General features: G+C 48.8%; 15 protein-coding genes. All 15 read right to left on the reverse strand.

Going from position 1 to position 14,828, the window contains the following annotated elements:
* Positions 1-129: GTP-binding protein (locus tag M0Q40_11045; protein MCK9223132.1), on the reverse strand; the 129-nt coding region annotated here is incomplete at its 3' end.
* 27 nt (positions 130-156) lie between these two features.
* Positions 157-2,229, reverse strand: a complete 2,073-nt coding sequence (fusA, locus tag M0Q40_11050) for an elongation factor G (protein MCK9223133.1) — start codon at positions 2,227-2,229, stop codon at positions 157-159.
* 34 nt (positions 2,230-2,263) lie between these two features.
* On the reverse strand, positions 2,264-2,734 hold the full coding sequence (gene rpsG, locus M0Q40_11055; GenBank protein MCK9223134.1) for a 30S ribosomal protein S7: 471 nt from the start codon (positions 2,732-2,734) through the stop codon (positions 2,264-2,266).
* 18 nt (positions 2,735-2,752) lie between these two features.
* Entirely contained in the window at positions 2,753-3,166 is a 414-nt protein-coding gene (rpsL, locus tag M0Q40_11060) for a 30S ribosomal protein S12 (protein MCK9223135.1), read from the reverse strand.
* Positions 3,166-3,423 carry a ribosomal L7Ae/L30e/S12e/Gadd45 family protein gene (locus M0Q40_11065; protein MCK9223136.1) on the reverse strand — a complete coding sequence of 86 codons (258 nt, stop codon included), beginning with the start codon at positions 3,421-3,423 and terminating at the stop codon, positions 3,166-3,168. The genes rpsL and M0Q40_11065 overlap by 1 nt, the downstream gene beginning before the upstream one ends.
* A gap of 117 nt (positions 3,424-3,540) precedes the next feature.
* Positions 3,541-7,047: a DNA-directed RNA polymerase subunit beta' gene (rpoC, locus tag M0Q40_11070; GenBank protein MCK9223137.1), complete on the reverse strand. Its 3,507-nt coding sequence runs from the start codon at positions 7,045-7,047 to the stop codon at positions 3,541-3,543.
* A gap of 104 nt (positions 7,048-7,151) precedes the next feature.
* Positions 7,152-10,685 carry a DNA-directed RNA polymerase subunit beta gene (rpoB, locus tag M0Q40_11075; GenBank protein ID MCK9223138.1) on the reverse strand — a complete coding sequence of 1,178 codons (3,534 nt, stop codon included), beginning with the start codon at positions 10,683-10,685 and terminating at the stop codon, positions 7,152-7,154.
* A gap of 497 nt (positions 10,686-11,182) precedes the next feature.
* The gene (gene rplL, locus M0Q40_11080; protein ID MCK9223139.1) at positions 11,183-11,557 is read right to left on the reverse strand and encodes a 50S ribosomal protein L7/L12; all 375 of its coding nucleotides are present in this window, start codon (positions 11,555-11,557) and stop codon (positions 11,183-11,185) included.
* A gap of 25 nt (positions 11,558-11,582) precedes the next feature.
* Positions 11,583-12,110, reverse strand: coding sequence for a 50S ribosomal protein L10 (gene rplJ, locus M0Q40_11085; protein MCK9223140.1), 528 nt, complete (start codon positions 12,108-12,110; stop codon positions 11,583-11,585).
* 186 nt (positions 12,111-12,296) lie between these two features.
* On the reverse strand, positions 12,297-13,007 hold the full coding sequence (rplA, locus tag M0Q40_11090) for a 50S ribosomal protein L1 (GenBank protein MCK9223141.1): 711 nt from the start codon (positions 13,005-13,007) through the stop codon (positions 12,297-12,299).
* Positions 13,008-13,063: 56 nt separating this feature from the next.
* Positions 13,064-13,492, reverse strand: a complete 429-nt coding sequence (gene rplK, locus M0Q40_11095) for a 50S ribosomal protein L11 (protein ID MCK9223142.1) — start codon at positions 13,490-13,492, stop codon at positions 13,064-13,066.
* Between the two features lie 26 nt (positions 13,493-13,518).
* A complete protein-coding gene (gene nusG, locus M0Q40_11100; protein ID MCK9223143.1) occupies positions 13,519-14,049 on the reverse strand; it encodes a transcription termination/antitermination protein NusG in 531 nt (176 codons plus the stop codon).
* A gap of 24 nt (positions 14,050-14,073) precedes the next feature.
* Positions 14,074-14,295 (reverse strand): preprotein translocase subunit SecE, encoded by a 222-nt coding sequence (gene secE, locus M0Q40_11105; GenBank protein MCK9223144.1) that lies wholly within the window; start codon positions 14,293-14,295, stop codon positions 14,074-14,076.
* Positions 14,296-14,327: 32 nt separating this feature from the next.
* Positions 14,328-14,480: a 50S ribosomal protein L33 gene (rpmG, locus tag M0Q40_11110; protein MCK9223145.1), complete on the reverse strand. Its 153-nt coding sequence runs from the start codon at positions 14,478-14,480 to the stop codon at positions 14,328-14,330.
* A 179-nt stretch (positions 14,481-14,659) separates the two neighbouring features.
* Positions 14,660-14,828: elongation factor Tu (locus tag M0Q40_11115; GenBank protein MCK9223146.1), on the reverse strand; the 169-nt coding region annotated here is incomplete at its 5' end.

Genomic DNA, 14,828 nt, shown 5'->3' on the forward strand with positions numbered 1-14,828 from the left:
CGCGCCTCCAGCCACATGCGCAAGAACTGTTGTTATCGCTGCGGTCAAGGTAGTCTTACCATGGTCTACGTGACCGATGGTTCCAATGTTTACGTGTGGTTTAGTTCTTTCAAATTTCTGCTTCGCCAATTTTAGTGCCTCCTTCTAAACTCACTGTTAGGAGTATTTCTCCATAATTTTATCGCCAACGCTGCTGGGTACTTCAGCGTAACTATAAAAATGCATTACATAGGTAGCTCTCCCTTGGGTGAGAGAACGAACATCTGTAGCATAACCGAACATCTCCCCTAGGGGAACGAGGGCTCGCACCACTTGCGTATTTCCCCGATGTTCCATACCTTCTACTCTACCCCGACGGGCATTGATATCTCCACAAATATCTCCAACGAATTCCTCCGGTGTAACTACCTCCACCTTCATCACAGGCTCAAGGAGCACCGGCTTTGCCTTACGAATAGCATCTTTAATCGCCATTGAGCCCGCAATCTTGAAAGCTAGTTCCGATGAGTCTACTTCGTGGTAGGATCCATCTACCAAGGTCGCCTTTATATCCACTACAGGAAACCCGGACAACACACCGGCGGTTAAGCCCTCTTTCACTCCAGCTTCAACGGCCGGGATATACTCCTTGGGGATCACTCCGCCTACAATCTTGTTCTCAAAGATAGACTCACTACCTCGCTCCAAGGGCTCAATCTCAATCACCACATGACCATATTGGCCGCGCCCACCCGATTGCCGAATGAAGCGTCCTTCTACCTTAGCACCCTCTGTAATCGTCTCACGATAGGCTACCTGGGGTTGACCGACATTGCCTTCTACCTTGAACTCACGCAGTAGTCTATCAACAATAATCTCAAGATGGAGTTCTCCCATCCCCGATATGATCGTCTGTCCCGTTTCCTCATCGGTTCTCACCTGGAACGTCGGATCCTCCTCAGAAAGCCTAGCTAACGCCACCGCCAGTTTATCCTGGTCAGACTTAGTCTTCGGTTCAATTGAACGATTGATTACAGGTTCAGGAAACTTTACAGACTCAAGAACAATTGGGTGTTCAAGGTCACACAACGTGTCTCCCGTCTGTGTAAACTTAAGCCCAACCGCTGCCACAATATCTCCACTGGATACCTCGGTCATATCTTCCCGATGGTTTGCATGCATCCTTAAGATACGGCCAATCCGCTCACGCTTACCCTTGCTTGAGTTTAATATATAGCTACCTACGCCAAGGCGTCCGGAATAGACGCGGAAGTAAGCCAGTTTGCCTACATACGGGTCATTCATAATCTTAAACGCTAACGCAGCAAAGGGTTCATCATCAGCTGGACGTCTCTCTGCCGTCTCCTTTGAGTTTGGAACTACCCCAGACACTCCAGGGAGGTCTGTGGGCGACGGTAGATAATCCACAACTGCATCGAGTAATGATTGTACACCCTTATTTCGAAACGACGAACCACAAAGCACCGGAACAATATTCGCTGATAATGTAGCCTTTCTTATGGCTTGATTAATCTCTTCCTCGGTAAGCTCTTCGCCTTCAAGGTATTTCACCATTAACTCATCATCAGACTCGGCCAAAGCTTCTATTAGTTGTTCCCGGGCCAGCTGTGCCCTTTCCACATACTCATCTGGCACCTCCCCTACGTGACGTTCAGTACCCAGATCATCATCGTAGGTGATGGCAATCATCCGAACCAGATCAATAAGACCCTTGAAAGTATCCTCTGCACCTATTGGGATCTGAAGAGGTACCGGATTGGCACCCAGCCGGGTTCTGATCATATCAACAACCCTGTCAAAGTCAGCACCGACACGGTCCATCTTATTAATATAGGCAAGCCGAGGAACCCCATAGCGATCTGCTTGCCGCCATACGGTTTCAGATTGAGGCTCAACACCGCCAACGGCACAGAAAACCGCTACGGCGCCATCAAGCACACGCAGCGAACGCTCTACCTCCACAGTAAAGTCCACGTGTCCGGGCGTATCGATGATGTTGACATAATGATCCCGCCATACACAGGTAGTTGCAGCAGAAGTAATGGTAATTCCCCGTTCCTTCTCCTGTACCATCCAGTCCATAGTCGCGGCACCCTCATGAACCTCACCTAGTCGATGTAGACGTCCAGTGTAGAACAAGATACGCTCAGTGGTAGTCGTCTTACCCGCGTCGATATGGGCCATGATCCCAATATTCCTCGTTTTTTCCAGTGGAACTTGACTAACCAATAACTTTCCCTCCTCGGGCAACTTAGGCCCGCAATTACCAACGATAATGCGCGAAAGCTTTGTTGGCCTCTGCCATACGGTGCATTTCTTCCTTCTTGCGAACTGCACCGCCAGTGTTGTTGGCTGCTTCCATAATCTCGCCAGCCAAGCGTTCGGCCATGGTCTTTTCACCCCGTTGCCGTGACTGCTCTATCAACCAGCGAAATGCTAATGAACTCCGGCGTTCAGGTCTTACTTCCATGGGAACCTGATAGGTGGCTCCACCGACCCGCCGGGGTCGCACTTCCAAGACAGGCTGGATGTTTTTCATCGCAGTTTCAAGAACCTCCAGGGGCTCTTTTTGCATCTTAGCTTGAACCAAATCGAGGCTACTATATACTGTTCGCTCCGCCACACTTCGTTTCCCGTCAATCATCACCTTATTAACTAGACGGGTTACAATCTTACTATTGTAAACAGGATCCTCTAAAACATCCCGCTTTGGTACATTACCTCTTCTCGGCATTCACTAACCCTCCTGCCATTATTGGGGCTTTTTCGCTCCATATTTCGACCGTGCCTGGCGTCGCTTATCTACACCCTCTGCGTCTAGTGTTCCCCGGACCACGTGGTAGCGCACACCTGGTAGATCTTTAATCCTACCACCACGAATGAGCACCACCGAGTGCTCCTGCAAGTTGTGCCCTTCACCAGGAATATAGCTTGTAACCTCAATTCCATTGGTGAGTCGCACACGAGCTACCTTTCGCAGGGCGGAATTAGGCTTCTTCGGTGTTACTGCAGAAACACGGGTGCAAACACCGCGTTTTTGTGGGGCGCCATCGGTCCGTCTGATTTCATTACGGATACTATTATGAATATATCGTAGGGCGGGAGCGTCACTCTTTTTCCCCAAACCCTTACGCCCTTTGCGGACTAATTGATTGATCGTCGGCATTATACCCCTCCTTTCTCTTCATAAATTGCAGCGGTTGAAGCTCCAACTTCAATCCTGCAAAAAACTCCCAACTCATGCATGCTGTCAACTGTGACAACCTCAACATTTTCCTGTCGGCACAACTCAATAAGAGGCTTTAATAACACCTCATCGGCATCCTTAGCAACGTAAACAACCTTTGCTCTGTTCTCCTTAACCATCTGGGTAGTCTGTTTCAGTCCGACAACCGTCTTCCCATCACCCAGCCGGTGCGGCATAACTCCTCACTCCCACATTGAACAAGCGGCCCAAGGCCGCTTGTTCTCCACGTAGTTGCGCCTTCACATATGCCCCAACACATACTTTGACATTTTAGCACCACTAGCTTGCATGTGTCAAGACTCAATAGAGGCAGATACCTCTGACTTCTCCGCGGCACTTGTGGCAGCCGTCTTCAAACCCTCTGCTGGGTACACCCTAATATTGCGGTACCGGGACATTCCTGTTCCTGCGGGAACCAGTTTTCCAATGATGACGTTTTCCTTCAGGCCAACTAACGAATCCACCTTACCCTTCAAGGCTGCGTCGGTTAAGACCCGGGTCGTCTCTTGGAACGAAGCTGCGGATAGGAAACTTTCCGTAGCCAAGGATGCCTTAGTAATACCCAAAAGGGCTGGTTTACATAAGGCGGGTTCGCCTCCTTCTTGCGTAACCCGTTGGTTCTCTTCTTCAAAGTCGAAGATATCCACTAGGCTTCCCGGCAGAAGCTCCGTGTCACCGGACTTTTCAATCTTCACCTTCCTAAGCATTTGGCGAATGATTACCTCAATGTGCTTATCGTTAATATCAACACCCTGGGACCGATAGACATCCTGTACCTCATTGAGTAAATACAGGTGAACTGCCCGAACCCCTTTAATCCTTAGGATGTCATGGGGATTTAAGGGGCCTTCCGTTAATTGGTCCCCGGCTTCAATGGTCTGTCCGTCTCTCACTTTCAAACGGGCGCCGTAGGGAATGGTATGGCTCTTTTCCTCACCGTCTTTGGTTATTACGATGACTTTCCGAGCTCCCTTGGTCTCCACTATCTTAATCTTCCCGTCAACCTCGGACATAATCGCCTGTCCTTTAGGTTTTCGAGCCTCAAAGAGCTCTTCAACCCGGGGCAGACCCGACGTAATATCCTCACCAGCTACACCACCGGTATGGAAGGTTCTCATTGTTAGCTGGGTGCCTGGCTCACCAATAGACTGGGCTGCAATGATCCCTACGGCCTCTCCTACCTCCACCATATCACCGGTGGCAAGGTTGCGTCCGTAGCAACGGGCACAGACTCCATGTCTGGTACGGCAGGTCAACACTGAACGTATGGTGACCTTTTCAATACCAGCGTCTTCCACCATCGTAGCAAGCTCTTCATCGATTATTCTTCCAACAGAGACGATTACTTCACCAGTTCTTGGATCCGTAATATTCTCCGAGGCTACTCGACCGATAATCCGTTCCCTCAAAGGCTCAACAATATCAAGGGAACCATCGGGAGTAACATCAACAATCGCCCCCACTCTAATGCCTACATCGGTACCACAATCCTCCTCACGAACGATCACATCCTGACTTACATCCACAAGGCGACGTGTCAGATATCCTGAGTCCGCCGTTCGCAGGGCCGTATCCGCCAAGCCTTTTCTCGTTCCGTGGGTGGAAATAAAGTACTCAAGAACAGTAAGTCCTTCCCGGTAGTTAGAGGTAATCGGAATTTCAATTGTCTTACCCGTAGGATCTGCTACCAAACCACGCATTCCCGCAAGCTGGCTAAGCTGTGATACGTTTCCCCTAGCTCCGGAGTGGGCAATCATATACACTGGGTTAAAGGAACTTAGGTTATTAACCATGGCCGTGGTAACCTGATCCTTGGCCCAGGTCCAAATGTCACAAATCCTCTGGTAACGTTCGTCGTTGGTCAACAGCCCCATTTTGTGCTGTTCTTCAACCAATTCCACCTCTGCGTTAGCTTTCTCTAGAATATCTACCTTCGCTGGCGGAACATCTAAGTCAACCACGCTAATGGTGGTACCGGATCGGGTTGCATAGTGAAAACCGATTCCCTTAATGCGATCGAGCACCTCCGCGGTGGTTGCATTCCCATACCGCCGATAGAGTCGGTCCACTAATCTTCCCAACTCGCTTCGGTCAACATCCCGGTCATAGAAACGCATATCCTCCGGAAGGATTTCGTTAAAGAGTACGCGCCCCGTCGACGTTTCGACCAGCTTGCCATTAAGTCGGACGTTGATCAAGGCATGTAGGGAAATGTCTCCTGAATCATAGGCCATAATCAGCTCTTCAGGACTGCAAAAACAACGACCTTCTCCTTTTGCACCTGGTCGAATCTGGGTGAGGTAATAGCAACCAATAACCATATCCTGGGTAGGTGTTGCCACCGGTCGCCCACTGGCGGGTAACAGCAAATTATGACTGGAGAGCATCAGTAATCTGGCCTCCGCCTGCGCCTCGGCAGAGAGAGGCACGTGCACCGCCATCTGGTCACCATCAAAGTCCGCGTTATAGGCTGAACAAACCAAGGGATGAATCTGGATTGCCCGCCCCTCTACTAACACTGGCTCAAAGGCCTGAATCCCTAAACGGTGTAGGGTAGGCGCTCTATTTAGCATTACAGGGTGTTCTTTAATGACTTCCTCCAGCACATCCCAGACTTCGCTACGCACCCGCTCAACCATCCGTTTGGCGCTCTTAATATTGTGGGCATATCCTTTATCTACCAAACGCTTCATGACAAAGGGCTTGAATAGCTCAAGGGCCATCTCCTTCGGGAGACCACACTGATACATTTTCAGCTCTGGTCCCACCACAATTACCGACCGGCCCGAATAGTCCACTCGTTTACCTAATAGGTTCTGTCTAAAACGCCCCTGTTTGCCTTTAAGCATATCACTTAGGGATTTTAGTGGTCGATTTCCCGGTCCGGTAACTAGTCGACCCCTTCTACCGTTATCAATGAGGGCGTCTACTGCTTCCTGGAGCATTCGCTTCTCATTACGAACAATAATATCCGGAGCGCCAAGCTCCAGCAATCGCTTCAAGCGATTATTCCTATTGATCACCCTTCGATAGAGATCGTTTAAGTCCGAGGTGGCAAAACGGCCACCCTCAAGCTGTACCATGGGGCGAAGATCTGGAGGGATCACCGGAATGACATCCAGAATCATCCACTCAGGCCGATTATTCGAACGGCGGAATGCCTCGGTGACCTCAAGTCGTCTAATAGCCCGGATGCGACGCTGTCCACTACTGTCTCGAATCTCTTTTCGGAGTTCCTCGGCAAGTTCATCTAGATTCGTCTGGCTAAGGAGCTCCTTGATCGCCTCAGCGCCCATCCCGCTGCGAAATCCATTGGGGTACTTGCTTGAGTACTCCTTATACTCACTCTCATTAAGCAACTGCTTAACGGTAAGCGGCGTCTCGCCCGGATCAATAACTACATAAGCAGCGAAATAAAGCACCTTTTCCAAGGATCTTGGAGACATATCAAGTAGTAACCCCATCCGGCTGGGGATCCCCTTAAAATACCAAATATGGGATACTGGTGCAGCCAACTCAATATGGCCCATCCGTTCCCGTCTTACTTTGTTTCTGGTTACTTCAACTCCGCAACGGTCACAGACTATTCCTTTATACCGCACCCTTTTGTACTTCCCGCAATGACACTCCCAATCCCGGGTCGGTCCAAAGATCTTCTCGCAGAATAATCCTTCCTTCTCGGGTTTAAGGGTACGGTAGTTAATGGTCTCCGGCTTTTTGACTTCTCCGTTGGACCACTGCCGAATCTGCTCCGGCGACGCTATGGAAATCCGGATTTTATCAAAGTTATTTACATCCAGCACGGGTAAGTCCCCCCCTAAGAATGGTAAATAAAGCTGGCATGTATCGTATCCTGGGGCAATCGCCCTTCACAATACTGTGCTCTCCGATTACCATCATGATCTTATTCCTTTTCATCTAAATCCTCTAGATCAAAATCCGAATCATCTTCATCTTCACTGACTTCGTCCAGATCCTCAGAGTCAATGGAACCCATATCCTCGTCATATCCATCCTCGCTAATACCTTCAATCTCATGGATATCCAAACCTAGCTCCCTGGCCATTTCGCCGATATCCTCGTCTTCCTTAATTTCGATTTCATCGGCTTCTTCGCTGAGCACCCTGACATCCAAGCACAAACTCTGCAATTCCTTAATAAGCACCTTGAATGATTCGGGCACACCAGGTTCGGGAATGTTCTCACCCTTCACAATGGCCTCATAGGTCTTAACCCGGCCCATCACATCATCAGACTTCACTGTTAGTAGCTCTTGTAGGGTGTAGGCCGCACCATAGGCCTCTAAGGCCCATACCTCCATTTCTCCGAACCGCTGTCCGCCAAACTGAGCCTTTCCTCCTAAGGGTTGCTGTGTGACTAAGGAGTATGGTCCAGTGGATCGCGCGTGAATTTTGTCATCCACCAGATGGGCCAGCTTCATCATGTATATATAGCCAACGGTTACGGGGAAGTCGAAGGCTCTGCCGGTCCGACCATCATAGAGAACTGTCTTTCCGTCCTCGGGAAGCCCTGCTTCGGCTAGACAGGCCAAGACTTCTTTCTCCGATGCGCCATCGAAAACAGGGGTTGCCATTTTTATCCCAAGGGCCTTCGCCGCCCAACCTAAGTGGGTCTCCAGGATCTGCCCCACGTTCATTCGTGAGGGAACCCCTAGGGGGTTTAAGACAATCTCCACCGGTGTTCCATTGGGTAAGAAGGGCATATCCTCCTCAGGAAGGATCCGGGCTACAACTCCCTTATTCCCATGTCTGCCCGCCATTTTATCTCCTTCGGAGATCTTCCTTTTCTGGGCAATATATACACGAACCAATCGATTTACGCCCGGTGCCAGTTCGTCATCATTCTCTCGGGAGAAGCTCTTAATATCTACAACGACCCCACCTTCACCATGGGGCACCCGCAGGGAAGTATCCCTAACCTCCCTAGCCTTTTCGCCGAAAATCGCCCGAAGCAACCTCTCCTCCGCGGTAAGCTCAGTCTCTCCTTTGGGGGTAACCTTACCCACCAGGATATCCCCAGGCCGCACTTCGGCACCAACCCGGATAATACCCCGATCATCTAAGTCTTTGAGTACGTCCTCACCGACATTAGGGATGTCCCGGGTAATCTCCTCAGAGCCTAGTTTTGTATCCCGGGCCTGACACTCGTATTCTTCAATATGGATCGAGGTAAACACATCTTCTCTGACTAGTTTCTCACTTAGCAAAATCGCATCTTCATAATTGTATCCTTCCCAGGGTACAAAGGCTACTAGCACATTACGACCTAAGGCCATTTCGCCTAGTTCAGTGGAGGGACCATCGGCAATAACCTGGCCTTTTTCCACCCGTTGCCCTCTCCTTACTAGGGGTCTTTGGTTGATACACGTACCCTGATTGGAACGTTCGAACTTCAGTAAACGATACTCATCGATTGCGCCTGTATCTGATTCAGCCACAATCTTAGATGCACTAACCTTTTTTACAGTACCACTATGCTTAGCAACACTCACAACACCCGAATCAACGGCAGACTTATACTCCATGCCTGTACCAACCAAGGGTGATTCCGGGCGAAGTAGGGGCACTGCCTGACGTTGCATGTTTGAACCCATCAAGGCCCGGCTAGGGTCATCGTTCTCAAGAAAGGGGATCAAAGCAGTAGCCACACTAACTAGTTGCTTTGGAGATACGTCAATATAGTCGATATCTACTCTATCGACCATAGTGATCTGATCCTTGTACCGACTGGTAACCCGTTCATTGACTAAGTTACCATCTTCATCAATAGGCTCGTTTGCCTGGGCGATTACATACTTATCTTCTTCATCGGCAGTCAGATACTCAATAATGTCGGTGACTTTCCCCGATTCTACTCGTCTATAAGGTGTTTCGATGAAACCGAAGTCGTTAACCCTAGCATAGGTACAAAGGGAGTTGATCAAACCAATGTTCGGGCCCTCGGGAGTCTCGATCGGGCAAATCCGACCATAGTGGGAATGATGTACGTCCCGCACCTCAAAACCGGCCCTTTCCCTGCTCAATCCTCCCGGCCCTAAGGCACTCAGTCGACGCTTATGGGTAAGCTCCGTCAAAGGATTCGTTTGGTCCATAAACTGACTAAGCTGGCTACTACCAAAAAACTCCTTCACCGCAGCTACTACTGGTCGAATATTGATCAAGGCTTGGGGTGTAACAATCTCCGCATCTTGAATGGTCATTCGCTCTCGGACAACCCGTTCCATTCTAGATAGACCAATACGGAACTGGTTCTGTAGGAGTTCACCCACCGATTTAAGTCTTCGGTTACCTAAATGATCAATGTCATCAATCTGTCCAACCCCGTGCATCAAACATACGATATAATTAACGGTGGCGACCATATCCGAAGGACCTATTGTCTTATCCTCTGGATCGCCAAAATTGCGGATTACCTTGACTTCCTCGCCGTCCACCCCCGTCAAGAATACATAGGGTGTCTTAATGCTATTTATCTTTTGCAGGATCTCTCTATTAACCTTAGTACCGGCCTTGGCGACGACTTCGCCCGTTCCCTTATCAGTGACGTCCTGTCCTAACCTTTGCCCGAGAATCCGTTCACCTAGACATAGCTTCTTGTTAATCTTGTATCTGCCCACATTAGCTAAATCGTAACGCCTAGGATCGTAAAACAGGGTTTCAAACAAGGACAATGCACTCTCGGGTGTAGGCGGTTCCCCCGGCCGCAATCTCTTATAGATTTCTACTAGGGCATCTTCCTGGGACTCAGTATTGTCCCTTTCAATAGTATTGCGGATATACTCGTCGTTATTAAACAGCTCGGTAATCTTTGCATTGGTTCCATACCCTGCAGCACGGAGCAAGACAGTCACCGGCAGCTTCCTGGTCCTGTCGATTCGGACGTAGATTACATCATTTTTGTCCGTTTCAAACTCTAACCAAGCTCCTCGGTTAGGGATGATGCTCCCGGTAAAAAGATACTTTCCTGAGGTATCTTGCTCATAGTTGAAATATACCCCTGGGGATCGTACCAACTGACTGACAATCACCCGTTCAGCACCATTGATAATAAACGTACCTTTATCAGTCATAAGGGGAAAGTCCCCCATAAACACTTCTTGCTCTTTGATTTCGCCAGTTTCCTTATTAATCAACCGCACACGTGCACGCATGGAAGCAGAGTAAGTAGCGTCCCGTTCCTTACATTCCTCAACAGAATACTTAGGCTCACCCAACTCATAAGCAACAAATTCCAACACCAGATTACCCGTGAAATCCTGAATAGGCGAGATATCCGTAAACATCTCCACAAGTCCTTCTTCTAGAAACCACTCGTAGGACTTCCGCTGAATCTCGATCAGGTTTGGCATGTCCAGGATCTCTTCAATCTTTCCAAAGGAACGCCGGGTCGTCTCTCCAAGCTTAACATCAACAGCCATAACCATCACCCTCGCTTCCCAGTGATATATACTCTAACAAAAACAGACCGGTCCCAGACCAGCCCTGGGCCCACCAATTTCATCCAGAACAAAAAGCGAAAACCCACCAGCATGTAGAATTTCCGCCTTAATACAAATCTATACTCTTTAATCGATGGTAAACAGCGTCGTTGATCAGTAAACACCGCCAAATTTTTTGAGGAAATCTGCAGCCCCTTGCAGGAAAAACCGTCTCATCGAAGAACTAATAGATATATGAGTGATTATGCATAGGCTCCAGTTTCCGAAAAAAGGGCACAACGAGCCACCGAATCAAATAACACCTTTGAATGATACCATAGAGGAATGTGTAATGTCAACAGGATGTTTGTCGTCGTTTTGAGAATGTACGTCCTAGTATGTCCTATAATGCCCGGTTTATGAGGAGTTACTGTAACCACCGATATTCTGAATCTAAAGGGAGGATTTATTTGATCCTCCCTTTTTTACTTATATCTCTACTTCACTTCGACTTCAGCGCCGGCTTCCTCTAACTTGCCTTTAATTTCTTCGGCTTCCTCTTTGGAAACTCCTTCTTTAACTGCCTTTGGAGCCTCATCGACTAGCGCCTTTGCTTCTTTCAGTCCAAGACCAGTAATCTCTCGGACGACCTTAATCACTTGGATCTTCTTGTCACCTATACCCTTTAGAACAACTGCAAATTCTGTCTGCTCCTCGGCAACAGCCTCAGCAGCTGGGCCAGCACCCACAGCAGCCATAGCCATTGGGGCAGCAGCGCTAACGCCAAATTTCTCCTCCAGTGCCTTTACCAACTCGGAAAGTTCAAGAACCGTCATGTTTTCAATAGCCGTTAAAATATCTTCTTTTGTCATATCAAAAGTTGCCTCCCTTAATTCATTAACTGGCCGCATCGGCCTTCTGTTGTCGCACTCCATCCAGTGCGTATACTAATCCGCGGACAATTCCGCTTAGCGCGTTCACAAACCCAGATACCGGGGACATAAATCCATATGCCACCTGACCGAGTAAGATTTCTCGGGATGGTAACGTTGCAAGTGCTGTGACTTCTGCTACATCAAGCAACTTCCCCTCAAGAAGGCCTGCCCTCAACTCCAGATTCTTATGGTCCTTGGCAAAGCTCGTCAAAATCTTGGCAACGGCCACAGGATCATCGTAGGAAAAGGCTAGCGCCGTTGGGCCCGTCAAGTACTCATCTAGGCCTTCAATGTTTGCCTCCCGCGCACCAAGACGGGTCAAAGTATTCTTAACCACCTTATACTCAACCCCGACTTCGCGTAACTGCCGACGTAACTCTGTCACTTCAGATACATTCAAGCCTCGGTAATCCGTAATAACAATACTATTGGCTTGCTCGAACTTCTTCCTTAGTTCCTCTACGACAGCTGCTTTATCTGTTACTGCCATCAAGTCACCCCCTTTTACGTGTTGCCACCTGGCTTCGGACAATAAAAAAAGCGCGATCACCACAAACAGATCCCGCTACAAAAACTACTTCGGAAAGCCTCGGCTGGTCACGTACGTGATTAAGCCATATCATGGCGCCTGCTGTCTGTGGCTACTCAATGTATATTCACTTTTTGGAACTACTACTTAGCGTTCAGTAAACGCAGCTACCACAACCGACGGACTAATTTTAACCCCTGGACCCATAGTCGAGGAGACTGTAATCCTCTTCAAATAGGTTCCTCTGGCAGCCGCTGGTCTGGCTCGCACAATTGCACTCATCAAGGTCCTGAAGTTGTCTACTAACTTCTCATCTTCAAAAGAAACCTTACCTATTGGCACATGCATGTTGCCTGCCTTAGTGACACGAAACTCCACTTTTCCAGCCTTAAACTCCTCTACAGCACGGCCAATATCCATAGTAACTGTTCCTGCTTTTGGGTTAGGCATCAAGCCCCGCGGTCCTAGGATGCGTCCTAGTTTACCTACAACACCCATCATATCTGGGGTTGCAACCGCAATATCAAAATCCATCTTACCAGCTTCCACTTGCTCGGCAAGATCTTCAGCGCCAACCAAGTCAGCCCCTGCTGCTTCAGCTTCCTTTGCCTTATCGCCCTTGGCAAAGACCGCGACCCGCATTTGCTTACCTGTTCCATGGGGCAATACCACAGTCCCCCGCACTTGCTGATCCGCATGCCGTGGGTTTACACCAAGTTCTATTGCAGCCTCGACTGTCTCGTCGAACTTAGCTGAACTAATCTTCTTAACTAAAGAAAGCGCCTCAGCGGGTTCATACTCTCTCTCCCGGTCTACTTGTTTAAGTGCTTCTAGATACTTCTTACCATGCTTTGCCATGTTGTTTCCTCCTTTGTGGTAATATCGAAAGTTTCCTTTCTCCCACAATCACGAGGCTACGCCTCGACGACCTTGATGCCCATACTACGTGCAGTACCTGCAACTACCCTCATTGCAGCTTCAATATCTGCTGCATTGAGGTCCGGCATCTTGATTTCTGCGATCTCCCGTACCTGGGCCTTGGTAACCGTCGCCACTTTCACGTCATCAGGAGTACCTGAACCCTTTTCGATCCCCGCTGCCTTTTTCAGTAGTACTGCCGCAGGCGGCGTCTTCGTAATAAAGGTAAAAGATCGATCCTCAAATACGCTAATGACTACGGGAATGAGCATTCCTGCCTGATCAGCCGTCCGGGCATTAAAGCTCTTGCAGAACTCCATAATATTCACCCCGTGTTGTCCTAAAGCTGGACCCACAGGAGGCGCTGGAGTCGCTTTGCCAGCGGGAACCTGAAGCTTCACAATCGCTACCAACTTCTTGGCCACAATTCTACCCCCCCTACACACCGATTCTAAAACTTCTGGACTTGATCAAAGTTTAGTTCAACGGGCGTCTCCCGTCCAAACATGGATACGGAAACACGCAGCTTACCCTTTTCTAGATTAACATCCTCAACCCTACCGGAGAAGTTAACAAAGGGTCCGTCAATAACCTTGACCTTCTGTCCCACTTCGTAAGCAACTTTGCGTTGCTTCTCTCCCATACCCACCTGTTTGAGTATGGTTTCAACTTCCTCATCCTTAAGGGGTACGGGTCTATTACCGGAACCAACAAATCCAGTAACCCCCGGTGTATTACGTACCACATACCATGAATCGTCGGTCATAATCATCTCGACTAGTACGTACCCAGGAAATATTTTTTTCTCGATGACGCGTTTTTTCCCATCTTTAAAGTCCAACTGCTCTTCTGTAGGCACAAAGACCCTAAACACCTTTTCGCCCATACCCATGGATTCAACACGTCGCTCAAGATTTGTCTTAACTTTGTTCTCATAACCTGAATATGTGTGAACCACATACCATTGTTTACCGCTTCCCATGCGGACGGAGATCAAATCGTCTCCTTACCCCCCCAAGGTCTGTAGTAACCGTAAGATCTGCGCAACAACAAGATCAGCTAGACCAATAAACGCCGCAGCGATGACTACAGTAACAATGACCACTCCTGTATAAGTCATAAGCTCTTGCCGATCCGGCCAGACTACTTTGCGCATTTCTGCTCTGACTTCTCGAAAAAACCTCTTTACGCGCTCCCAGCCACTGTCTTTATTTGGTACGGTAGCCATGGCTTATCCCTCCGTCGGATTACCGAAAATACCTACTTAGTCTCCTTATGTTCGGTATGCTTTCGGCAAAACCTACAGTACTTTTTCAATTGCAACCGATCGGGTGTGGTAGTCCTATTCTTCATAGTCCTGTAGTTGCGGTTCTTGCACTCACTGCATTCTAGATTCAAAGCGGCCCGGGCCATATTCACACCTCCATCGCCAAAAAGACCCACATATCTCCCTTAAGCGCACGTTTGTGCATAATAATGAGACTACCATATCTAACGTAGACTGTCAACCCTGGCGAAACGCAAGCTCCCATCGAGAAAAATAGGTAGGGTAATCCCTACCTATCTTCTGTCCAAAAATAGTAATTGACCAATTACCTTATTACCTTCGTGACAACTCCTGCTCCAACAGTCCTACCGCCTTCTCGAATAGCAAAGCGTAGTCCTTCCTCCATCGCAATCGGTGTGATTAACTTTACACTAACACTCACCCGGTCGCCAGGCATAACCATCTCTGTTCCCTCGGGTAACTCCAGATCCCCG

The organism is Limnochordia bacterium, assembly GCA_023230925.1.
Classification (GTDB): Bacteria; Bacillota; Limnochordia; order DUMW01; family DUMW01; genus JALNWK01.

Excerpts from the sequence above, each read along its gene's own strand:
- rplA (MCK9223141.1), bottom strand. The coding sequence starts at position 13,007 with ATGGCAAAGCATGGTAAGAAGTATCTAGAAGCACTTAAACAAGTAGAC.
- rpmG (MCK9223145.1), bottom strand. The coding sequence starts at position 14,480 with ATGGCCCGGGCCGCTTTGAATCTAGAATGCAGTGAGTGCAAGAACCGC.
- nusG (MCK9223143.1), bottom strand. The coding sequence starts at position 14,049 with ATGGGAAGCGGTAAACAATGGTATGTGGTTCACACATATTCAGGTTAT.
- rpoB (MCK9223138.1), bottom strand. The coding sequence starts at position 10,685 with ATGGCTGTTGATGTTAAGCTTGGAGAGACGACCCGGCGTTCCTTTGGA.
- secE (MCK9223144.1), bottom strand. The coding sequence starts at position 14,295 with ATGGCTACCGTACCAAATAAAGACAGTGGCTGGGAGCGCGTAAAGAGG.
- rplL (MCK9223139.1), bottom strand. The coding sequence starts at position 11,557 with ATGACAAAAGAAGATATTTTAACGGCTATTGAAAACATGACGGTTCTT.
- rplJ (MCK9223140.1), bottom strand. The coding sequence starts at position 12,110 with ATGGCAGTAACAGATAAAGCAGCTGTCGTAGAGGAACTAAGGAAGAAG.
- M0Q40_11065 (MCK9223136.1), bottom strand. The coding sequence starts at position 3,423 with ATGCCGCACCGGCTGGGTGATGGGAAGACGGTTGTCGGACTGAAACAG.
- rpsL (MCK9223135.1), bottom strand. The coding sequence starts at position 3,166 with ATGCCGACGATCAATCAATTAGTCCGCAAAGGGCGTAAGGGTTTGGGG.
- rpsG (MCK9223134.1), bottom strand. The coding sequence starts at position 2,734 with ATGCCGAGAAGAGGTAATGTACCAAAGCGGGATGTTTTAGAGGATCCT.